The following is a 21,251-nucleotide window of genomic DNA, read 5'->3' as shown; positions in this document are numbered from 1 at the left end:
GTGCACAGATCCCGCTCCGGGGTCGGAGTGGGGCGTCGCGCCCGCTACACTCGTCCGAGAACACGTGCGGGTCCTGACTCCCGCGCGCGGTAATTCACGGATCGCGGAGAAACTCGGAGAAGTGCCATCGAAACCGGCCAAGTGATCGCAGGGCATTACCGCCTGGTCGAGCGGATTGGTAGCGGCGGCACAGGCGTCGTCTGGCGTGCCGTCGACGAACGACTCGAACGGTCCGTCGCGATCAAGCAGATCCTCACCCAGCCCAGTCTGCCGCCGGGTGAGAAGGAGATCGTGCGTCAGCGCGCGTCTCGCGAAGCGCGTAATGCGGCGCGCTTCCAGCACCCCAACGCGATCGTCGTCTTCGACATCACCGATCACGAGGGTGACCCCTGCCTGATCATGGAGTACCTGCCGTCGCAGAGCCTCGCGGTGGTGCTGTCCGCGCAGGGCACACTGCCACTGCCGCAGGTGGCACGCATCGGGGAGCAGGTCGCCTCGGCACTGGTCGCCGCCCATCGCGCGGGCATCGTGCACCGCGACATCAAACCCGGCAACGTGCTGCTGGGTGAGAACGGCACGGTGAAGATCACCGATTTCGGCATCTCCAAGGCCAAGGGAGATGTCAATCTCACCGCGACCGGCCTGATCTCCGGCACCGCCGCCTACCTCGCCCCCGAGGTCGCCCGCGGTGCCGAGCCGAGCCCGGCCGCCGACGTATTCGCCTTGGGCGCCACGCTTTTCCACGCGCTCGAGGGAGAACCGCCGTACGGGACGAACCCGAACCCGCTGGCGTTGCTGTACGCCGCGGCCAACGGTCAGCTCGGTCAGCCCCGCAATGCCGGCCCGCTCACCGATCTCCTGCTGGATCTGCTCAGCTTCGAGCCCGACGACCGGCCCAGCATGACCGATGTCCGCGACCAGCTCGCCGACTTCGCCGACCAGGCCGTCGACGCCGAATCCACCCGGATGTTGTCGACCCACCGCAGCGCACCGCGTCGCCAGGCCACTCGCACCATGGATCGCCGTGAGGCACAGGCCGATATCTCCACCTCGGAGATGATGGCCGCCGCAGCGGTGCTGTCGGAACCGGAGATGCGCCCCGTCCGCCCCGCAGCGCCCGGTGCGCATCCCACCCGGTCCAATCCGGTGCCGCCCGCCGAACCCACACCGCCGCGCAATTCGAAGCCGTGGTTGTTCGCCGGCGGCTTCGTCGTCGGTCTCGTGATCGTCGGCGCGGCGCTGTATCTGATGTTCGGCGGCGCGAAAACCGAATCGCCCGACAACCAGGCGGGCTCGTCGTCCACCTCGGCCCCGGCGCAGTCGGAGTCGGCGGAGCCGAGCGTGTCCGCGGTGGGGCAGACGAAGAGTTCGGGCAAGGCGGATGTCGGTTCCGCGGCGGGCATGATCGAACAGTTCTACGGCGCGCTGGTCGACCAGAACGCCGCTACCGCATGGAATATGCTCACTCCCGCCGCGCAGCAGGTGTACGGCGATCAGCAGGCGTTCTCGAGCTACTGGGAGCAGAACCAGATCACCGCGTACAACACCATCCAAGGGGCACGCGGGCCGGGCGCCAGCGTCAATTCCGATGGCTCGGTGGACATGTCGGTTGCCAGCATCACCTACGGTGGCCGTTCGCACGGGGTTCAGCTGCGCGTGGTCGTCGGCCCGAACGGTCGCCTGCTCGTCGACAGCGACACCCACTGAGCCCTGCCGGTGCCTACCGCTGAGCCCGGCACCGGGTGTGGCGGTTCTCGGTAACCGCCGGTGACGGGTTATGCCCTGTTTGCGGTGCGTCGAGACAGCGGTAATCTCGGCGGATGAGTATGCGGGGGTTGCTGAACGACGAACGCGCCGAACTGATCACGATGCTGGGTGAGTTGTCGGAGCAGGAATGGGAGACGCCGTCGCTGTGCGCCGGATGGCGGGTCCGTGATGTGGTGGGGCATCTGCTCTACGACGAGATGAGCCTGTCGGCCTACGCGCGTTTCGCGCTGCGTCGCCGGATGAACACCGACCGGGTCAACAACGATCTGGTGGAACGGGTGCAGCAGCTGTCCACCGCAGAGCTGCTGTGGCGATTCGAGAACTCGGGTCAGCGCATCAGTTCGACGCTGCCGGCGGTGGGGCTGGCCGACATCCTCGTCCATCAGCAGGACATTCGCCGGCCCCTCGGCCGCCCGCGCAGCATTGCCCCCGACCGGCTGAAGGCCGTCCTGCAGCGGCCCGACCCCTTCGCGCGGCCCGGCCGGATCACCCGCGGGCTCCGCTTCGAGGCCACCGATGTCGACTGGGCATCGGGTTCGGGACCGCAGGTGAGCGGCCCCGGAGAGGCGATCGCACTGGCAGTGGTCGGCCGTCCGATCGTGCTGGACGAGCTCAGCGGTAACGGTGTCGCGGTGCTGCGGCAGCGGCTGGCGCCCTGAGCGGCGCTCCCGGTAGGGCAAGCCGGCGCGTCCGTCGAGGCTCGGGCCGAGAATATCGGCTGGTGCGGACCGGATAGGCTGGTAGCTGGTCCGGAGTATTCGCTCCGATGTGATGACCAGCACAGACTCGCCGGACAGAGAAGGATCGCACACCGCTATGACAAGCCGCATCGAGCCGGCCCGCGTGGATCTGCGCGGCCGCACGCCCTCCGCTGCCGAATTGCGCGCGGCCCTGCCGCGCGGCGGAGTGGACGTGGATTCGGTGCTGCATCAGGTGCGGCCGGTGGTGGAGGCGATCCGTGAGCGTGGCGCCGCGGCGGCGCTGGAATTCAGCGCCAAGTTCGACAACGTCACCCCCGCGAGCGTGCGGGTACCCGCGGCAGAACTCGACCGGGCGCTGGCCGAGCTGGACTCGGCCGTGCGCACGGCGCTCGAGGTGGCCATCGCACGCACCCGTACCGTGCACGCCGACCAGCGGCGGACCGACACCAGCACCGAGGTCGTGCCCGGCGGTACCGTGACCGAGCGCTGGGTGCCGGTCGAGCGGGTCGGGCTGTACGTGCCCGGCGGTAATGCGGTCTACCCGTCCAGCGTCGTGATGAACGTGGTGCCGGCGCAGACCGCCGGGGTGGACTCGCTGGTGGTCGCCTCGCCACCGCAGGCCCAGTTCGGTGGCCTGCCCCACCCGACGATCCTGGCCGCGGCGAAACTGCTCGGTGTCGAGGAGGTGTGGGCGGTCGGCGGTGCGCAGGCGGTCGCCCTGCTGTCCTACGGCGGTACCGATACCGACGGCGCCGCGCTCGCGCCGGTCGACATGATCACCGGCCCGGGCAATATCTACGTCACCGCGGCCAAGCGGCTGTGCCGTGGCCTGGTCGGCATCGACGCCGAGGCCGGCCCGACCGAGATCGCGATTCTGGCCGACGCCACCGCCGATCCGGCGCATGTGGCCGCCGATCTCATCTCGCAGGCCGAACACGATGTGCTCGCGGCCAGTGTCCTGGTCACCGACAGTGTGGCGCTGGCCGATGCCGTCGACACCGCGATCAACACCCAGCTCGGGGTCGTGAAGCACCGGCAGCGGGTGTCGGAGGCGTTGGCGGGCAAGCAATCCGGTGTGGTGCTGGTCGACGACATCGCCCAGGGCCTGCGGGTGGTGAACGCCTACGCGGCCGAACACCTCGAGATCCAGACCGCCGACGCGGCTGCGGTCGCCGCGCGGGTGCGCAGTGCCGGAGCGGTGTTCGTCGGTGCGTGGTCGCCGGTGAGCCTGGGCGATTACTGCGCCGGCTCCAATCACGTGCTGCCCACCGCGGGCTGCGCCCGCCACTCCTCGGGGCTGAGCGTGCAGACCTTCCTGCGCGGTATCCACGTCGTGGAGTACAACCGGGCGGCGCTCGAAGATGTGGCCGGTCATGTGGTTTCGCTGGCGAACGCCGAGGATCTGCCGGCGCACGGTCAGGCCGTGCAGGTGCGCTTCGAGGCGCTGTCATGACCGCGACCGCCCGCATTCCCGGCGCGAACACCACCCTCGCCGAGCTACCGCTACGGGAGAATCTGCGCGGTAAGAGTCCCTACGGTGCGCCGCAACTGAGCGTTCCGGTGCAGCTGAACACCAACGAGAATCCGCATCCGCCGACTCGTGCGCTCGTCGACGACGTGGCCGAATCCATTCGCGCCGCCGCCGCCGATCTGCACCGCTATCCCGACCGTGACGCGGTGGCGCTGCGCACCGATCTCGCCGCCTACCTGAGCGAGCAGACCGGTGTGCAGGTCACCAGTGCGAACGTGTGGGCCGCCAACGGCTCCAACGAGATCCTGCAGCAGTTGCTGCAGGCCTTCGGCGGGCCCGGCCGCAGTGCGCTCGGGTTCGTGCCGTCGTATTCGATGCACCCGATCATCTCCGAGGGCATCGATACCGAATGGGTCGAGGCGAAGCGCGGCGCCGACTTCTCCCTCGATATCGACTACGCGGTGGCCGTGATCGCCGATCGCCGCCCCGACGTGGTGTTCGTGACCAGCCCCAACAATCCGACCGGGCATTCCATCGACCTCGCCGACCTGGAAGTACTACTCGACGCCGCGCCCGGCATCGTGATCGTCGACGAGGCCTACGGCGAATTCTCGGCGGCGCCCAGCGCCCTCGCCCTGATCGATCGCTATCCGGCGAAGCTGGTGGTGAGCCGGACGATGAGCAAGGCGTTCGCCTTCGCGGGCGGCCGGCTCGGTTATCTGGTGGCCGCGCCCGCGGTGATCGAGGCGATGTTGCTGGTGCGGCTCCCGTATCACCTGTCGGTGGTCACCCAGGCCGCGGCCCGCGCCGCGTTGCGGCACGCGGCGGAGACCCTCGCCAGTGTCGCCGAGCTCGCCGCCCAGCGGGAGCGCGTCGCGAAGGCGTTGGGCGAGCTCGGTTTCGAGGTGGTGGCATCGGATGCGAACTTCCTGCTGTTCGGATACTTCGCCGATGCCCCGCGCACCTGGCAGCGGTATCTGGATGCCGGCGTCCTGATCCGGGACGTCGGCATTCCCGGATATCTGCGCGTCACCGTGGGCCTGGCCGCCGAGAACGACGAATTCCTGCGAGTGAGCGCGGAACTGGCGCCCACCGAGGTGATGTCCCGATGAGTACGGAAGCGAGTATGAACCGAACCGCACGGGTGGAACGCACCACCCGCGAATCCAGCATCGTGGTCGAGTTGAATCTCGACGGCACCGGCCGCACCGACATCTCCACCGGTGTGCCGTTCTACGATCACATGCTCACCGCCTTCGGACAGCACGGCAGTTTCGATCTGACGGTGCGGGCCCAGGGCGATATCGAGATCGAAGCGCATCACACCGTCGAGGACACCGCGATCGTGCTCGGTCAGGCGCTGGGTGAGGCATTGGGCGACAAGAAGGGCATCCGCCGCTTCGGTGACTGCTTCATCCCGATGGACGAAACCCTCGCGCATGCGGTGGTGGACGTGTCGGGCCGGCCGTACTGTGTACACGACGGTGAGCCGGAGCGCCTGCTGCACACCGTGATTCCCAGCGCCGGGCCCGGAGCGTCGTATTCGACTGTTCTCAATCGCCATGTCTTCGAGTCGATTTCGCTCAACGCGCGCATCGCGCTGCATGTGCGGGTGCTCTACGGACGCGATCAGCACCACATCACCGAGGCCGAATTCAAGGCCGTCGCACGCGCCCTGCGCGCGGCGGTGGAATCCGATCCGCGGGTCACCGGGGTGCCGTCCACGAAGGGATCGCTGTGACATCGGTCGCGCTGCTGGACTACGGCTCCGGCAATCTGCACTCGGCGGCCCGGGCGCTGGCCCGCACCGGTGCGGAGGTCACCGTCACCGCTGATCCGGCGATCGCACTCGAGGCCGACGGGCTGGTCGTTCCCGGCGTCGGAGCCTTCGCGGCCTGTATGGCGGGGTTGCGTGCCGTGCGCGGGGAACGGATCATCGGTACCCGGCTCGCCGGCGGCCGTCCGGTGCTGGGTATCTGCGTGGGTATGCAGATCATGTTCGATCGCGGTGTCGAGTTCGGTGTCGAAACCGAGGGTTGCGGGCAGTGGCCGGGCACGGTGGATCGGCTCCCGGCCCAGGTACTGCCGCATATGGGCTGGAATACGGTGCAGGCTCCGGCGGACAGCATGCTGTTCGCCGGCATGGATCCCGAGACCCGTTTCTACTTCGTGCACTCCTACGCGGCGCAGAAGTGGGAATGGGAGGACGACGGCCGTCTGGCGCCGGCGAAGCTGATCTGGGCCGAACACGGCGGCCCATTCCTCGCGGCGGTGGAGAACGGGCCGTTGTGTGCCACCCAGTTCCATCCGGAGAAGTCCGGTGACGCCGGTGCGCAGCTGCTGCGCAATTGGGTCGGCTCGCTGTAGCGGCCCGAGTCCGGCGGCGCGGGCGTCGCTCAGCCGGGCGGGAGGATGTCCACCCGCTCGGTCAGCCACCGTCCGTCCACATTGTCGAGGTGCACCCGCAGTACCGCACGCTCCGGTCGCGGTAGGCCCAGGGTGGCGTCGCTGCGAGTGGACTGGTCCACCGTCACCACCAGCTGGGGATGTTCGGGATCCTCGACATCGGTGCGACACTCCACCGTCATGGCTTCCGAACGGGTGTGTGTCGCCGCTACCCGGGCATGCCGGTCGGCCGCGGACGCGGAGAACTGCTCGTGGAACTCGCCGGTCGACAACTCCAGGACCCGGCGGTTGTACTCCTCGTACCCGGCCCAGTCGAACGTGGTGTACTGCCGTCCGAAATCGCAGGCGGCCAACTGGATCGGATCGGTCGGGGTGGCGCCGGCGGAGGGCGTGGGGACGAACGCGGCGCCGACCGCCGCACACGAGAACGCGAAGAGGGCGGGCCGCAACGTGATCGGGGACATGAGATCGGATCCTGTTCGTCGATGGCGTTGGCAGTTCGTGCATCCGCCCTGGGCGCTGCGCCGGGGCCGCAGCGCAGCGGCTCTCCCGCGCACAGTGACACGCGCACTGTTCTGATTTCCCAGTCCGGGCCGGGTCAAACGTGTGACACGCGTCGCCGAAGCCGCGACCGGCGTCCTGCATGCGCCATCCCGGCACCGCGACGCCCACCGGTTGCCAGTAGGCTGCATTCGTGAGTCTTGTGCTGCTACCCGCCGTCGATGTCGCCAATGGTGAGGCCGTGCGCCTGGTTCAAGGGGAGGCCGGCAGTGAAACCGGCTACGGCGCTCCTCGTGAGGCCGCGCTGGCCTGGCAGGAAGCCGGCGCCGAATGGGTGCATCTGGTCGATCTGGATGCGGCCTTCGGCCGCGGATCCAACCGCGACCTGCTCGCCGCGGTGGTCGGTGAGCTGGATGTGAAGGTCGAGCTGTCCGGCGGCATCCGTGACGACGACTCGTTGAAAGCCGCCATGGCCACCGGGTGTGCGCGGGTCAACCTGGGCACCGCGGCGCTGGAGGATCCACAGTGGTGCGCCCGCGCGATCGCCGAATACGGCGACCGGGTCGCGGTCGGCCTGGATGTCCGGCACATCGATGGCAGCTATCGGTTGCGGGGCCGTGGCTGGGTCAGCGACGGTGGCGACCTGTGGGAGGTCCTGGAGCGGCTCGAGCGCGACGGCTGTGCCCGCTACGTGGTCACCGACGTCAGCAAGGACGGCACCCTGCAGGGCCCCAACCTCGACATCCTGCGCGAGGTGAGTGCCGCGACCGAAGCGCCGGTCGTGGCGTCCGGTGGGGTCTCCACACTCGACGATCTGCGTGCCATCGCGAGCCTGGTGCCCGTTGGGGTGGAGGGTGCGATCGTCGGAAAAGCCTTGTACGCCGGGCGTTTCACCTTGCCCGAGGCGCTGGACGCGGTTCGCTGATCGTGAGTGCCGCCGCCTCGGACCCAGCCGCGCTGCTCGCGACGGCGAGTGAGATCTTGGACAGTGCGGCACCACGTTTCGCCGAAGGAGTCGGTGCGCCCAGTGCGGTGCAGAAGGGCCGCGGTGATTTCGCCACCGAACTGGATCTGGAACTCGAGCGCACGCTGTCGCAGGAGTTGGTCGCCCGCACCGGAATCCCGGTGCACGGCGAGGAATTCGGAGGCCCCGAGCTGAGTTCGGGTACCGCGTGGGTACTCGACCCGATCGACGGCACCTTCAATTATTCGGCAGGTCATCCGCTGTCGGGCATGCTGCTGGCGCTGGTTCGTGACGGCCAGCCGGTACTGGGACTGACCTGGCTGCCGCTGCTGGATCGCCGCTATGCGGCGATCGCCGGCGGCCCGCTGCTGTTGAACGGAAAACCGATGCCGGCCTTGGAACGTGGCCGTCTCGCGGAGGCGATGATCGGTTTCGGCGCCTTCAACATCGATGCGCACGGCCGGATCCCGGGCCGGTTCCGGTTCGACCTGCTGGGCGCCCTGAGTCGATTGTCCAGCCGGGTCCGGATGCACGGCTCCACCGGAATCGACCTGGCCTACACCGCATCCGGTGTGCTGGGCGGTGCAGTCGTGTTCGGTCATCATCCGTGGGACAACGCGGCCGGGGTGGCCTTGGTGCGGGCCGCGGGTGGTGTGGTCACCGATCTTCGCGGCGAACCGTGGTCGATAATGTCGCGGTCGGTGCTGGCAGCTGCCCCCGGCGTACACGAGCAACTGCTGGAAATGATCGACAGCGCCGTCGACCGCGCGCAGGAGCACGACGAGAATTCGGAAGGGACGCAATGACTCTGGCGGTACGCGTGATTCCGTGCCTGGATGTCGACGCCGGTCGCGTGGTCAAGGGCGTGAATTTCCAGAATCTGCGCGATGCGGGTGATCCGGTGGAACTGGCCGCCGCCTACGACGCCCAGGGCGCCGACGAACTCACCTTCCTCGACGTCACCGCGTCGAGCGGCGATCGCGGCACCATGATCGACGTGGTCACCCGCACGGCCGAGCAGATCTTCATCCCGTTGACCGTCGGCGGTGGCGTACGCACGGTCGAGGATGTGGACAGGCTGCTGCGCGCGGGTGCGGACAAGGTTTCGGTGAACACCGCCGCGATCGCGAATCCGGAGATCCTGCGCGAGATGTCGCAGCGGTTCGGCTCGCAGTGCATCGTGCTGTCGGTGGATGCGCGCCGGGTGCCCGAATCCGGGACACCGACGCCGTCGGGCTGGGAAGTGACCACGCACGGCGGTAAGCGCGGGACCGGGATCGACGCGGTGCAGTGGGCGGTGCGCGGCGCCGAACTGGGGGTCGGTGAGATCCTGCTCAATTCGATGGACGCCGACGGCACCAAGGGCGGCTTCGATCTGCCCATGATCAGCGAGGTGCGTGCCGCGGTGTCGGTGCCGATCATCGCCAGCGGCGGTGCCGGACAGGTCGATCACTTCCCGCCGGCGGTGCACACCGGTGCTGATGCGGTACTCGCCGCGAGTGTCTTCCACTTCGGCGACCTCACCATCGCGCAGGTGAAATCCGCCATGCGTACCGCGGGCATCACCGTTCGCTGACCGCCGGACCGCACCCGCTGATTGGTATAACGATGAGTATGAGTTTGGATCCCGCTATCGCCGCGCGCCTCAAACGCAACGAGGCGGGCCTGGTTGCCGCGATCGCTCAGGAACGCGGCACCGGTGCCGTGCTGATGATGGCGTGGATGGACGACGAGGCGCTGGCACGGACGCTCGCCACGCGCAAGGCCACCTACTATTCGCGCTCCCGGCAGCAGTACTGGGTCAAGGGGGAGACCTCGGGGCACACCCAGCACGTGCACGAGGTGCGGCTGGACTGCGACGGCGATGCGGTGCTGCTGATCGTGGATCAGGAGGGCGCCGCCTGCCACACCGGTACCCACACCTGCTGGGACGGCGATCTGCTGCTGTCGCCCGCCTCCTGAGCGACCGCGGTCAGGACGGCGCCGGGGCCGGTGGATCGGGGACGCCGTCGGCGCGGCCGATGCCGCGTGACAGGCCCTCGTCCAATTGTGAGACCAGGGTCTCGGTGAGGCTGAGCAGCTGTTCGACCTGCTGGTCGTTGATTCCGTCGAAAACCAGGCCGCGAACGCCCTCCAGATAGGACGGTGTGGCGTGGTCGACCTGGGCGCACCCGGCCTCGGTGAGAACGGCGTAGGCGCCGCGCCGGCCCCGCATCACCTCGCGGCGGGCCCAGCCCAGCCGCTCCATTTTCGTGATCACGTGCGACAGCCGTGACAGCGACGCATTCGCCTTGCCGGCGAGTTCGCTGAGCTGCAGCCGATGGCCGGGTTCCTCGGACAGCAGCGCCATCAGGAGGTATTCGAAATGTGTCATTCCCGCTTCGCGCTGCAGCTGCGTATCCATCGCGGCCGGTAATCGCGTGGTCAATGCGACGAGGGTGCGCCACGCTCGTCGCTCGGTGGGATTGAGCCATTCCGTCACTTCGCGCCCTTTCTGCAACCCAGTGACGTGATCGTTGACTTGGTTGATCGCCCGATTTGAAACTTCAATGCACCGTCACTCGCGATCAATAAGTTTGCCACGACTTCGCTCGCGGGTCACCCTGCCGCCCGGGCGGGGTGATGGTCCTCACGTTCGGCGTGCGTGTGGTATGACGCGATCGGCGCGGTATATCGAGAGGTGGTCAACGGTAGGCGAGGGGTCGGACTGGTTGGTTTGTTGCGGTGAAAACTGAGTGCAATGACCACGGCCGATGGTTTGCGTAGCGGTAGCGCGGGTGTCGCCGGTTGGCGTGCTCGTCCCGATGTGGCGCCGGCTCAGCGCCGCCGTTCACGCAGGGTCCGCAGCGCCGCGTCGGCATGGACCTGGGCGCGCAACTCACCCGAGATCACCGCCAGCACGGTGCGATCGGTATCGATGACGAACGTCTGCCGCTTGACCGGCATGAACCCGGCCAGCAGGCCCCCTATCGGGCCGGAACGCTTCACCCCGAAGCGTTCGGCCACCGCCCCGTCGCGATCGGAGAGCAGCGGATATCCCAGTGACTGCGCCTGCGCGAATCCGGCCTGGGTGTCCACCGCGTCGGTGCTGATCCCCGCGCAGCTCGCTCCCAGTGCGGCGAACTCACCGGTCAGATCGCGGAAATGGCAGGCCTCAGCGGTGCATACGGGTGTATTCGCAGCCGGGAAGAAGAACAGGGCGAGCGGCCCGTCCGTCAGCAGGGAGTCGAGAGACCGAACCGTGCCGTTCTGATCGGGCAGTTCGAACCCGGGAACCCGCTGGCCTTTTTTCACAATCGCGAGCGTACCGGGCGGTGAGTATGTACCGGTCGGAGCGAGCAGGAAAGTTCGAGGACGAGGGGGTCGAAGGACCTGCAGCGAAGCGATGACGACGGACCTGCAGCGAAGCGCAGGCGAAGGACCTGCAGCGAAGCGAAGACGAAGGACCTGCGATGATGGCGGGCATGCACGGCGCTGCCTTCGACCGTCCGGAATCCGCAACCACCACCACCCGTGAGCAGTTCCGCATGCTCGCGGCCCAGCACCGCGTGGTGCCGGTGACGCGCAAGGTGCTGGCGGATTCGGAGACTCCGTTGTCCACCTACCGCAAGCTCGGCGCGGATCGTCCCGGCACATTTCTGCTGGAGTCGGCCGAGAACGGGCGTTCGTGGTCGCGATGGTCGTTCATCGGTGCCGGTAGCCCGACGGCGTTGACAGTGGTGGACGGTGAAGCTGCCTGGCTGGGTGCTACTCCCGCCGGCGCCCCGGCCGGTGGTGATCCACTGACCGCATTGCACGACACTCTGGAGCTGCTGCGAACCGAGCGGCTGCCGGGCCTGCCGCCGCTGACGGGCGGCCTGGTCGGGTATCTGGGGTACGACATCGTGCGCCGGATCGAGCGGCTACCGGAGCTGACCACCGACGATCTGCGGGTTCCGGAGATGGTGATGCTGCTGGCCACGGATCTGGCCGCATTCGATCACCACGAGGGCGCGATCACGTTGATCGCGAACGCCGTGAACTGGAACGGTACCGACGAGCGGGTCGACGAAGCATACGACGATGCGGTGGCCCGGCTGGATCGGATGACTGCGGCGTTGGCGGCACCGGCCGATTCCACGGTGGCGGTGTTCGACCGTCCCGAACCGGACTTCGTGCGCCGCCGATCCAGTGCCGAGTTCGGTGCGGCGATTCGCCGGGTGGTCGGCGAGATCGAGGCCGGCGAGGCGTTTCAGGTGGTGCTGTCGCAGCGGTTCGAGATGGATTACGACGGTGCCCCGGTGGACGTGTACCGGATGCTGCGTGCGTCGAACCCGAGTCCGTACATGTATCTGCTCCATGTCCCCGACGGCGCGGGCGAAACCGCGTTCTCGGTGGTCGGTTCGAGCCCGGAATCGCTGGTGACGGTGCAGGACGGGGTGGCCACGACGCATCCGATCGCGGGCACCCGGTGGCGTGGTGCCACCGAGGAGGAGGATGTGCTGCTCGAGAAGGATCTGCTGGCCGACGAGAAGGAGAACGCCGAGCATCTGATGCTCGTCGATCTGGGTCGCAACGATCTGGGCCGGGTGTGTGAGCCGGGTTCGGTGCGGGTGACCGAGTACCGCCATATCGAGCGCTACAGCCATGTGATGCACCTGGTGTCGACGGTGACGGGCCGGCTGGCGGCCGGGCGGATCGCGCTGGACGCGGTCCGGGCCACTTTTCCGGCCGGCACCTTGTCCGGCGCCCCGAAGGTGCGGGCGATGGAGTTGATCGAGGAGAACGAGCCGACCCGCCGTGGCGTGTATGCCGGTGTGGTGGGCTATCTGGATTTCGCCGGCGATGCCGATACCGCGATCGCGATCCGTACCGGCCTGCTGAAGGACGGTGTCGCCTACGTGCAGGCGGGGGCCGGTATCGTGGCTGATTCCGAGCCCGGATACGAGGACGAGGAGTCGCGCAACAAGGCGATGGCCGTGCTCAAGGCCGTCGCCGCCGCGCGCACTATCCGGACCTTCACCCCACAACCCGACGGCACATTGCTATGACCAATTCGGAATCCGAACCAGTACAACAGAATCCGTCCGAGGTGGCGAAGCCGCACGGTGCGGCCGGCACCGGCTCACCGGTGGTGGTCGGCGGCGCCGCCGACCCCGATCGTTTCGTGCCGGACGCGGACGGCGAGGCGTCCGCCGCGGCGGGACGCACCCGCAGTGCGCGCCCGGTGCTGCCGGTGGTCCTGCTGGCGGTCGGTGCGGCCGCGCTGTGGGGTTCGTCCCGGATGACCTGGGTGACCTTGCACTCCTCGGACGGGCTGACCGAGCCGCGCACGCAGGATCTCAACGGTGGGCTCTGGTTCGGCGCGCTCACTCCGCTGGCGCTGGTGCTGCTGGCGTCGATCGCCGCTGTCTTCGCCACGAAGGGGTGGCTGCGCCGGTTGGTCGGGGTAGTGGTGGCGCTGGTGGCCGCGGTCGCGGCGGTGCCGGGCCTCGCGCTGCTGGCAGACCGCGGCGACGTCGCCGGGCGGGCCGCATCGCTGGCCGAGCTTCCGGCGCGTGCGCACGTGGACGAGGCGCTCGCGGCGACGTTCCCGGCGGTGCTCAGCGTGCTGGGTGCGGTCGCGGCGTTCGTGGCGGGTGTGCTGCTGGCGCGGATGCCGGAGGCGACGGCCCGGATGACGGGGAAATACGACAACCCGGTGTTCCGCCGGGCGGAGGCCGCCGAGCAGGTCGCGGAAATGCGTCGCGCCGATTCCGCGCCGCAGCCGGCCGGGGGCGGCGCAGCGACCGAGCAGCCGGACCCGGGTGAACTCTCCCAGCGGGTGCTGTGGGATGCGCTCGACGCCGGAGCCGATCCGACCGACGACGGTGGCGATCGAGGCGGCGACACCGGGTATCCGGGCGGCAACGGCACGGGTCCGGCCGGTCGCGCCGAGGACGCCGACGGCGCCGGTTCCGATCCGGGCGGCACCGGGCGGGCACGATGACGCGCCCGTGCAGGCCGCGCGGGTGCGCGGCGCCACACCCCGCCGTCGGCGGTGCGAACAGCTCCCTTTACCCTTTAACAGCATCGGTGAGACAGCGCCTGGGGGGATTCTCAGGTAATAAGTCCGTCTCCCCAGAAAGGATTCGAGCCAGATGACGGTACTCGACTCGATTCTCGACGGGGTCCGTGCGGATGTCGCCGCGCGGGAAGCCCTCCTGGATTTCCAGGCCGTCAAGAAGGCCGCCGCGGCGGCGCCCTCGCCGCGCGACGCCCTCGCCGCGCTGCATGCGGACGGGATCGGAGTCATTGCCGAGGTCAAGCGTGCCAGCCCGTCCAAGGGAGAGCTCGCCGATATTCCGGACCCGGCGATCCTGGCGAAGGCGTACGAGGACGGTGGCGCCCGGATCATCAGCGTGCTGACCGAGGGCCGGCGCTTCCACGGTTCGCTTGCCGACCTGGATTCGGTGCGCGCGGTGGTTGACCTGCCGATCCTGCGCAAGGATTTCGTGGTCGGCCCGTACCAGATTCACGAGGCCCGCGCCCACGGCGCGGACGTGATCCTGCTGATCGTGGCCGCGCTGGAGCAGGATGTGCTTGCCTCGCTGATCGATCGCACCGAATCGCTCGGGATGACCGCGCTGGTGGAGGTACATACCGAGGAGGAGGCCGACCGTGCGCTGACCGCGGGCGCCTCCGTGATCGGCGTGAACGCCCGCAATCTGAAGACTCTCGAGGTGGATCGCGACGTGTTCGCGCGCATCGCTCCCGGCCTGCCCACCGAGGTCATCCGGATCGCCGAGTCCGGTGTCAGCGGTACCGCGGACCTGCTCGCCTACGCGGGCGCCGGTGCCGATGCCGTTCTGGTCGGTGAGAGCCTGGTGACCAGTGGAGACCCGCGGGCAGCGGTGTCGGAGCTGGCGACCGCCGGCACACATCCGTCCTGCCCGCGCCCGCTGCGGCGGGGGGTCAACCGATGACCGGTGCGCCCGATACCGCGCTGCCGCAGGCCAGCGAGGGGGTCACCCATCGCAGCCACGAACCCGACCCGGGTGGCCATTTCGGTGTCTACGGTGGCCGGCATGTGCCGGAGGCGTTGATGGCGGTGATCGAGGAGGTCACCGCCGAATACGACAAGTCCCGCGTCGATCCGGATTTCCTGGCCGAGCTCGACCGTCTGCAACGTGACTACGCCGGCCGGCCGTCGCCGGTGTTCGAGTGCACCCGGTTGTCCGAACATGCCGGTGGCGCCCGCATCCTGCTCAAGCGTGAGGATCTGAATCACACCGGTTCCCACAAGATCAACAACGTGCTCGGTCAAGCACTGCTGGCCAAGCGGATGGGCAAGACCCGCGTCATCGCCGAGACCGGCGCCGGTCAGCACGGTGTCGCCACCGCGACGGCGTGCGCGCTGCTCGGGCTGGACTGCGTCATCTACATGGGTGCGGTCGACACGGCCCGCCAGGCGCTCAATGTCGCGCGGATGCGTCTGCTCGGCGCCGAGGTCGTGTCGGTGACCACGGGGTCGCAGACGCTGAAGGACGCGATCAACGAGGCGCTGCGGGACTGGGTCACCAACGCCGAGCAGACCTACTACTGCTTCGGTACCGCCGCGGGGCCGCATCCGTTCCCGCTGATGGTGCGCGACTTCCAGCGCATCGTCGGACTGGAGGCGCGCGTGCAGGTGCGGTCCCACACCGGCCGGCTGCCCGATGCGGTGGTGGCCTGCGTAGGCGGCGGTTCCAACGCGATCGGCATCTTCCACCCGTTCATCGACGACGAAGCGGTCCGGCTGGTCGGTTACGAAGCCGCCGGTGACGGTGTCGAAACAGGTAGGCACGCGGCGACTTTCGCCGGTGGCCGGCCCGGAGCCTTCCAAGGCGCCTACTCGTACCTGCTGCAGGACGAGGACGGTCAGACCATCGACTCGCACTCGGTGTCGGCCGGGTTGGATTATCCGGGCGTGGGCCCCGAGCATGCGTATCTGAAGGATATCGGTCGCGCCGAGTACCGGCCGGTGACCGATGCCGAGGCGATGGACGCGCTGCTGCTGCTCTCGCGCACCGAGGGCATCATTCCCGCGATCGAGTCCGCGCACGCGGTCGCCGGCGCCCTGCAGTTGGGGCGTGAATTGGGCCCGGGCGCAATCATTCTGGTGAATCTGTCCGGACGCGGCGACAAGGATATGGATACCGCGGCGCGCTGGTTCGGGCTGTTCGACGACAACGGATCCGCCGAGGAGAATCGCTCGTGAGCCGTCTGGAATCCACCTTCGCGGCGTGTCGTGACGAAGGGCGAGCGGCGCTGGTCGGGTATATGCCGGCCGGGTATCCGGATCTCGCCGGTTCCATCGAGGTCTGCACCGCGATGGTCGAATCCGGTTGCGACATCGTCGAAGTCGGGGTCGCCTACTCCGATCCGGTGATGGACGGACCGACCATTCAAGCCGCCGCCGATCAGGCCCTGCGCGGCGGGGTGCGGGTCCGCGACGTGTTCTCGGTGGTCGAGGCGATTACCGCGGCCGGTGGTGCGGCAGTGGTGATGACCTATTGGAATCCGGTGCTGCAGTACGGAGTCGACCGGTTCGCCCGCGATCTGTCCGCCGCCGGCGGTAGCGGACTGATCACACCGAATCTGATTCCGGAGGAGGCGGGGGAGTGGCTCGATGCCTCCGCCGCCCATGATCTGGATCGCATCTTCCTGGTCGCGCCGTCGTCCACCGAGGAGCGGCTGGTGCAGACCATCGAGGCCAGCAGCGGCTTCCTCTACGCGGCCTCCACCATGGGAGTCACGGGCGCCCGTGATGCGGTGTCCTCGGCCGCCCCGCAGCTGTGCGCGCGGGTACGCAGCCACTCCGACATTCCGATCGGGGTGGGGCTGGGCGTCCGCAACGGCGCACAGGCCGCCGAGATCGCCTCCTACGCCGACGGTGTGATCGTCGGTTCCGCGCTGGTCACCGCCGCCGGGCAGGGGCTCGATCAGGTGCGTGCGCTGACTTCCGAACTGTCGCAGGGCGTTCGTTCGGCAACCGTCGCCGGGTAGTCGGGGCCGGCGCAACCGACCACCGGGTGGGCGCGGCGAGCGACCTCCGTTACGGTGGGGCGCGTGACCTTTCCAGTCCTGGCAGACGGCGTCGGTGTGCACAGTGGGGCGGTACTGGCCTATATACCCAGTCCGCCGCGCGGAGTATGGGATGTGGGGCCCTTCCCCCTCCGGGCGTACGCGCTGTGCATCATCGTCGGCATCATCGTCGCGATCTGGTGGGGTGAGCGCCGCTGGCGCGAGCGTGGTGGTCAACCGGGCGCGGTGCTGGACGTGGCCATGTTCGCGGTGCCGTTCGGTCTGGTCGGTGGCCGCCTCTATCACGTGGCGACCGACTGGGAGAAGTATTTCGGTGCCGGCGGCCATCCGATCGACGCGCTGAAGATCTGGGAGGGCGGCCTCGGTATCTGGGGTGCGGTGCTGCTCGGCGGCATCGGTGCCTGGATCGGATGCCGGGTGTACCGAATTCCGTTGCCTGCCTTCGGTGATGCCATCGCCCCGGGGATTCTGCTCGCGCAGGCCGTCGGCCGGCTCGGTAACTACTTCAATCAGGAACTCTACGGTCGTGCGACCGATCTGCCGTGGGGACTGGAAATCGACCTGCGGTTCGACTCCAACGGTCAGCTCGACATGATGAACGGTGTCTCGACCGGTGTGGTCGAGAAGGTGGTGCAGCCGACCTTCCTCTACGAACTGATCTGGAACCTGCTCGGCGTCCTGGTGCTGGTGCTGGTGGACCGGCGTTGGAAGGTCGGCCACGGCCGCCTGTTCGCCCTGTACGTCGCGATCTATACCTTCGGGCGGTTCTGGGTCGAGCTGCTGCGCGACGACGATGCCACCCATCTGTTCGGTATCCGCATCAACTCCTACACCTCGGCGATCGTATTCCTGTGCGCGGTGGCGTATTTCATTTTCGCCACCAAGGGACGCGAGACCGCCGCGCAGCTGGCGCCCGCCGGTGACCGGCCGTGGCCGTGGCAGTGGGGCGCGTTGCGTCGCCGCGCTGCTGCCGAGCAGGCCGCCGCGGACAGTGGCGACGCGGTGATCGGGGACGCACCAGCGGCGAACGGGGGCACCACCGGGGTCCCCGGTGGTGATGCGGGCGAGCGGGCTCCCGACGGCGACCCGGCACCGGAGGACGCTGCCGCGGAGAAGGAGGAGACCGAGCCGACCACGGACCGGGACGCCGCATCGGCACCGGTCGACGAGACGGCAGGGGCCGGCGAGCAGGCAGCGGAGGGCACATCGGCAGCGGCGGGGACGACGACCGCCGCGGACACGGGCGCGCCGGCGAGCAGCGCGTCGGAGGCGGACGAGGTCGCGCCCACGGACGCAGCGGGTAAGGGCGCACGCAAGCGGGGCCGCAAGCAGGCGGACAAGAGGTGAGCGGGCATCCGCCCGAACGAGGAGGAGCGTCGTGACCGATCCCTATCAGCCCCATCCGGGCCCGCAATACGGTGCGCCGGGTACCGGCCCCGGTGGGTACGGCCAACCGGGGCCCTACACTCAGCCGGGCTACAGCCAGCCCCAGCCCTACGGCCCGCCCGCCGACCCGTATGCGCAGCCGTACCCCGGTGGCTATCCTCCCAGCGCTCCAGGTCCTTACGGCATGAATGCTCCGGGGCCCTACGGCGCGGATCCGGAGGCACCGTACGGCCGCAACATGTACGGCGAGCCACTGTCGGACAAATCCCAGTTGACCGCGGGACTGCTGGAGTTGTTCCTCGGTGGACTCGGCGTCGGCCGGTTCTACCTCGGCTACACCGGCATCGGCATCGCGCAGCTTCTGGTCACGCTGTTCACCTGCGGATTGGGTGGGATCTGGCCGTTCATCGACGCGATCCTGATCCTCACCGGCAAGGTGCGTGACCCGTACAACCGGCCCTTGCAGGAGTGAGGCCCACTCGACCGCAGCGGCTGTGATATCCGTCATATTTTGGCCGTTTCCCCGGTACGGGTGTGCCGATCGGCGGTGCGTTTCCGGCAGGACTAGGCTCGAGCCGTGATGCGACGGACAAAGATTGTGTGCACCCTCGGGCCGGCGACAGCCACCGAGGACCGGATCCGTGAACTTGTCGACAGTGGCATGGACGTGGCCCGGTTGAATTTCAGCCACGGGGAACACGCCGATCACGCCGAGAACTATCACAAGGTGCGGCACGCGGCCGAGCAGATGAGCCGTGCCGTAGGAATCCTCGCCGACCTGCAGGGGCCCAAGATCCGGCTCGGCAGGTTCATCGAGGGCCGCACCGTGTGGGCGACGGGCGAGGAGGTGCGGATCACGGTCGAGGACGTGGAGGGCACCCACGATCGCGTCTCGACCACCTACACCAAGCTGGCCCGCGACGCCAAGGCCGGTGACCGCCTGCTCGTCGACGACGGCAAGGTCGGGCTGACCGTGCTGCGCGTCGAGGGGCCCGATGTGGTGTGCCGGGTGACCGAGGGCGGCCCGGTATCCAACAACAAGGGCGTATCGCTGCCCGGTATGGACGTGTCCGTGCCGGCGTTGTCCACCAAGGACATCGAAGATCTGGAATTCGCACTGAAGCTGGGCGTCGACTTCATCGCGTTGTCGTTCGTGCGCGCACCCTCGGATGTGGAGCTGGTGCACGATGTGATGGACCGGGTGGGCCGCCGGGTGCCGGTGATCGGCAAACTGGAGAAGCCGGAAGCCATCGACAACCTCGAGGCGATCGTGCTGGCCTTCGACGCGATCATGGTGGCCCGCGGCGATCTCGGCGTAGAACTGCCGCTCGAACAGGTGCCGCTGGTGCAGAAGCGGGCCATTCAGATGGCAAGGGAGAACGCCAAACCCGTCATCGTCGCTACCCAGATGCTGGAGTCGATGATCGGCAATTCCCGCCCCACCCGCGCCGAGGCCTCCGATGTCGCCAATGCGGTACTCGACGGCGCGGACGCGGTGATGCTGTCGGGGGAGACCTCGGTCGGCCAGTACCCGATCGAGACGGTGCGCACCATGGCACGCATCGTGCACGCCGCGGAATCCGAATCCTCCACCCGGGTGCCGCCGCTGACCCACGTGCCGCGGACCAAGCGCGGTGTCATCTCCTACGCCGCCCGCGATATCGGTGAACGACTCAATGCCAAGGCGCTGGTGGCATTCACCCAGTCCGGTGACACGGTGCGCCGGCTGGCCCGGCTGCACACCACGCTGCCGCTGCTGGCGTTCACCCCGCTGCCGGAGGTACGCAGCCAGCTCGCGCTGACCTGGGGCGTCGAAACATTCATCGTGTCCCCGGTCGGCACCACCGACGAGATGATCGGCCAGGTGGACAAGGAACTGTTGTCGCTCAACCGCTACGTCAAGGGGGACCTGGTCGTGATCGTGGCCGGCTCCCCTCCGGGTACGGTCGGGTCCACGAATCTGATTCACGTGCACCGTATCGGCGAGGAGGACCACTGAATCGTGAGTGAGCGCAGCGAGCGAAAGATGAACACAGCCGCTATTGCGGTCATGCTGTGTCCGAGCGTCAGCGAGGATGCAGTATGAGCGCATCACTGGGCGAATCGGTCGAGACCGGCCGCGAGAGCGAGGACCGTGGTGATCTCGCGGTACTGCTCGGCCTGCTCGACCTCGACGAGATCGGTGAGGACGTCTTCCTCGGCCACCACCCGGAGAAGGTGTGGAGCCGCACCTTCGGCGGGCAGTTGGTGGCGCAGGCGATCGTCGCGGCCGGTCGCACCGTCGGCGCCGGCCGCCCGGTGCATGCGGTCAATGCCCATTTCGTCCGCGGTGGCGATGTGCGTAAACCGATCGAATACCGGGTCGAGCGCCATCGTGACGGGCGGAACTTCGCCAATCGCACGGTGACCGCCTATCAGGACGACCAGGAACTGTTCGTCATGCTCGCGGCGTTCCAGGACGGGGCCAAAGGCCTCGAACACTCGGCGGCACAGCCGCAGGTGCCCGATCCCGACGGGCTGCCGCGCGTCGAGGAATCGTTCACCGGCCTCGAGGACCGGCTGCAGATGTTCGTCCAGGCGCCGCATCCGATCGATATGCGTTACACCAACGACCCGGCGTGGGTGCTCAAGGAAACCGGTGGCACCCTCGACCACAATCGGGTCTGGATGAAGGCCGACGGCACCCTCCCCGACGATCCGCTGATTCACGTTGCGACGCTGGGCTATTCGTCGGATACCACGGTGCTGGATTCGATCATCACCACGCACGGGCTGTCGTGGGGCTTCGACCGGATCGTCGCGGCGACGGTGAATCACTCGATCTGGTTCCATCGCCCGTTCCGGTTCGACGACTGGGCGCTGTACGCGACGCAGTCGCCGGTGGCCGCCGGGTCGCGCGGCCTGGCCACCGGACACTTCTACTCGCGAGCGGGTGAGCTGCTCGCGACCGTCGTCCAGGAGGGCGTGATCCGGCACTTCCCGGCCCGCAAGTAGGTGGTGACCATCCGGG

Annotated in this window: 22 protein-coding genes; 19 read left to right on the top strand and 3 right to left on the bottom strand. The window is 68.3% G+C overall.

Annotated features, from left to right (window positions below):
- Positions 1–141 precede the first annotated feature (141 nt).
- The 6 genes from NV2_RS18670 (at position 142) to hisH (ending at position 6,306) form a co-directional block, all read left to right on the top strand.
- Positions 142–1,707 (top strand): serine/threonine-protein kinase, encoded by a 1,566-nt coding sequence (locus NV2_RS18670; RefSeq protein WP_067875759.1) that lies wholly within the window; start codon positions 142–144, stop codon positions 1,705–1,707.
- A gap of 113 nt (positions 1,708–1,820) precedes the next feature.
- Complete coding sequence (locus NV2_RS18665; protein ID WP_067875756.1) at positions 1,821–2,426, top strand: maleylpyruvate isomerase family mycothiol-dependent enzyme; 606 nt, start codon at positions 1,821–1,823, stop codon at positions 2,424–2,426.
- A gap of 157 nt (positions 2,427–2,583) precedes the next feature.
- Positions 2,584–3,921, top strand: coding sequence for a histidinol dehydrogenase (gene hisD, locus NV2_RS18660; protein ID WP_067875753.1), 1,338 nt, complete (start codon positions 2,584–2,586; stop codon positions 3,919–3,921).
- Complete coding sequence (locus NV2_RS18655; protein ID WP_067875751.1) at positions 3,918–5,051, top strand: histidinol-phosphate transaminase; 1,134 nt, start codon at positions 3,918–3,920, stop codon at positions 5,049–5,051. Before hisD ends, NV2_RS18655 begins: the two co-directional genes overlap by 4 nt.
- Positions 5,048–5,680 carry an imidazoleglycerol-phosphate dehydratase HisB gene (gene hisB, locus NV2_RS18650; RefSeq protein ID WP_067875748.1) on the top strand — a complete coding sequence of 211 codons (633 nt, stop codon included), beginning with the start codon at positions 5,048–5,050 and terminating at the stop codon, positions 5,678–5,680. The genes NV2_RS18655 and hisB overlap by 4 nt, the downstream gene beginning before the upstream one ends.
- A complete protein-coding gene (gene hisH / locus NV2_RS18645) occupies positions 5,671–6,306 on the top strand; it encodes an imidazole glycerol phosphate synthase subunit HisH (protein WP_067875745.1) in 636 nt (211 codons plus the stop codon). The genes hisB and hisH overlap by 10 nt, the downstream gene beginning before the upstream one ends.
- Positions 6,307–6,335: 29 nt before the next feature.
- On the opposite strand, the gene NV2_RS18640 is transcribed toward hisH, so the two are convergent.
- Positions 6,336–6,809: a hypothetical protein gene (locus NV2_RS18640; protein ID WP_067875742.1), complete on the bottom strand. Its 474-nt coding sequence runs from the start codon at positions 6,807–6,809 to the stop codon at positions 6,336–6,338.
- A 230-nt stretch (positions 6,810–7,039) separates the two neighbouring features.
- On the opposite strand from NV2_RS18640, the gene priA reads away from it, so the two are divergent.
- The 4 genes from priA to hisI are packed head-to-tail and all read left to right on the top strand — an operon-like array spanning position 7,040 to position 9,772.
- Positions 7,040–7,771 (top strand): bifunctional 1-(5-phosphoribosyl)-5-((5-phosphoribosylamino)methylideneamino)imidazole-4-carboxamide isomerase/phosphoribosylanthranilate isomerase PriA, encoded by a 732-nt coding sequence (gene priA, locus NV2_RS18635; protein WP_067875739.1) that lies wholly within the window; start codon positions 7,040–7,042, stop codon positions 7,769–7,771.
- A 2-nt stretch (positions 7,772–7,773) separates the two neighbouring features.
- Complete coding sequence (locus tag NV2_RS18630; protein ID WP_067875736.1) at positions 7,774–8,616, top strand: inositol monophosphatase family protein; 843 nt, start codon at positions 7,774–7,776, stop codon at positions 8,614–8,616.
- Positions 8,613–9,386: an imidazole glycerol phosphate synthase subunit HisF gene (hisF, locus tag NV2_RS18625; protein ID WP_067875733.1), complete on the top strand. Its 774-nt coding sequence runs from the start codon at positions 8,613–8,615 to the stop codon at positions 9,384–9,386. Before NV2_RS18630 ends, hisF begins: the two co-directional genes overlap by 4 nt.
- 38 nt (positions 9,387–9,424) lie before the next feature.
- On the top strand, positions 9,425–9,772 hold the full coding sequence (gene hisI / locus NV2_RS18620; protein WP_067875730.1) for a phosphoribosyl-AMP cyclohydrolase: 348 nt from the start codon (positions 9,425–9,427) through the stop codon (positions 9,770–9,772).
- 10 nt (positions 9,773–9,782) lie between these two features.
- Here hisI and NV2_RS18615 read toward each other — a convergent pair whose 3' ends face one another.
- Together NV2_RS18615 and NV2_RS18610 are read right to left on the bottom strand one after the other, a co-directional pair.
- Entirely contained in the window at positions 9,783–10,292 is a 510-nt protein-coding gene (locus NV2_RS18615; RefSeq protein ID WP_157102964.1) for a MarR family winged helix-turn-helix transcriptional regulator, read from the bottom strand.
- A 335-nt stretch (positions 10,293–10,627) separates the two neighbouring features.
- Complete coding sequence (locus NV2_RS18610) at positions 10,628–11,104, bottom strand: peroxiredoxin (RefSeq protein WP_067875724.1); 477 nt, start codon at positions 11,102–11,104, stop codon at positions 10,628–10,630.
- 158 nt (positions 11,105–11,262) lie between these two features.
- Between NV2_RS18610 and NV2_RS18605 the strand changes: the two genes are divergently transcribed.
- The 9 genes from NV2_RS18605 to NV2_RS18565 all read left to right on the top strand — a co-directional run bounded on the left by NV2_RS18605 (position 11,263) and on the right by NV2_RS18565 (position 21,235).
- Positions 11,263–12,840, top strand: coding sequence for an anthranilate synthase component I (locus NV2_RS18605; protein ID WP_067875721.1), 1,578 nt, complete (start codon positions 11,263–11,265; stop codon positions 12,838–12,840).
- Positions 12,837–13,778 carry a TIGR02234 family membrane protein gene (locus NV2_RS18600; RefSeq protein WP_084475030.1) on the top strand — a complete coding sequence of 314 codons (942 nt, stop codon included), beginning with the start codon at positions 12,837–12,839 and terminating at the stop codon, positions 13,776–13,778. The genes NV2_RS18605 and NV2_RS18600 overlap by 4 nt, the downstream gene beginning before the upstream one ends.
- 151 nt (positions 13,779–13,929) lie before the next feature.
- Entirely contained in the window at positions 13,930–14,754 is an 825-nt protein-coding gene (gene trpC, locus NV2_RS18595) for an indole-3-glycerol phosphate synthase TrpC (RefSeq protein WP_067875718.1), read from the top strand.
- Positions 14,751–16,028 (top strand): tryptophan synthase subunit beta, encoded by a 1,278-nt coding sequence (trpB, locus tag NV2_RS18590; protein ID WP_067875715.1) that lies wholly within the window; start codon positions 14,751–14,753, stop codon positions 16,026–16,028. Before trpC ends, trpB begins: the two co-directional genes overlap by 4 nt.
- Positions 16,025–16,816 carry a tryptophan synthase subunit alpha gene (trpA, locus tag NV2_RS18585; RefSeq protein WP_067875713.1) on the top strand — a complete coding sequence of 264 codons (792 nt, stop codon included), beginning with the start codon at positions 16,025–16,027 and terminating at the stop codon, positions 16,814–16,816. Before trpB ends, trpA begins: the two co-directional genes overlap by 4 nt.
- Before the next feature lie 63 nt (positions 16,817–16,879).
- Entirely contained in the window at positions 16,880–18,202 is a 1,323-nt protein-coding gene (lgt, locus tag NV2_RS32845) for a prolipoprotein diacylglyceryl transferase (protein WP_084475049.1), read from the top strand.
- A 31-nt stretch (positions 18,203–18,233) separates the two neighbouring features.
- Positions 18,234–18,713: a TM2 domain-containing protein gene (locus NV2_RS32300; RefSeq protein ID WP_067875709.1), complete on the top strand. Its 480-nt coding sequence runs from the start codon at positions 18,234–18,236 to the stop codon at positions 18,711–18,713.
- A gap of 105 nt (positions 18,714–18,818) precedes the next feature.
- Positions 18,819–20,240 (top strand): pyruvate kinase, encoded by a 1,422-nt coding sequence (gene pyk / locus NV2_RS18570; RefSeq protein ID WP_084475028.1) that lies wholly within the window; start codon positions 18,819–18,821, stop codon positions 20,238–20,240.
- Positions 20,241–20,323: 83 nt separating this feature from the next.
- The gene (locus tag NV2_RS18565; protein WP_067875706.1) at positions 20,324–21,235 is read left to right on the top strand and encodes an acyl-CoA thioesterase; all 912 of its coding nucleotides are present in this window, start codon (positions 20,324–20,326) and stop codon (positions 21,233–21,235) included.
- The last annotated feature ends 16 nt before the right edge of the window (positions 21,236–21,251 follow it).

This window comes from Nocardia vermiculata NBRC 100427, assembly GCF_001613265.1.
Lineage (GTDB): Bacteria > Actinomycetota > Actinomycetes > Mycobacteriales > Mycobacteriaceae > Nocardia > Nocardia vermiculata.
Note: the sequence above shows the minus strand (reverse complement) of the source record. Positions and strands in the feature narration are given on the sequence as shown.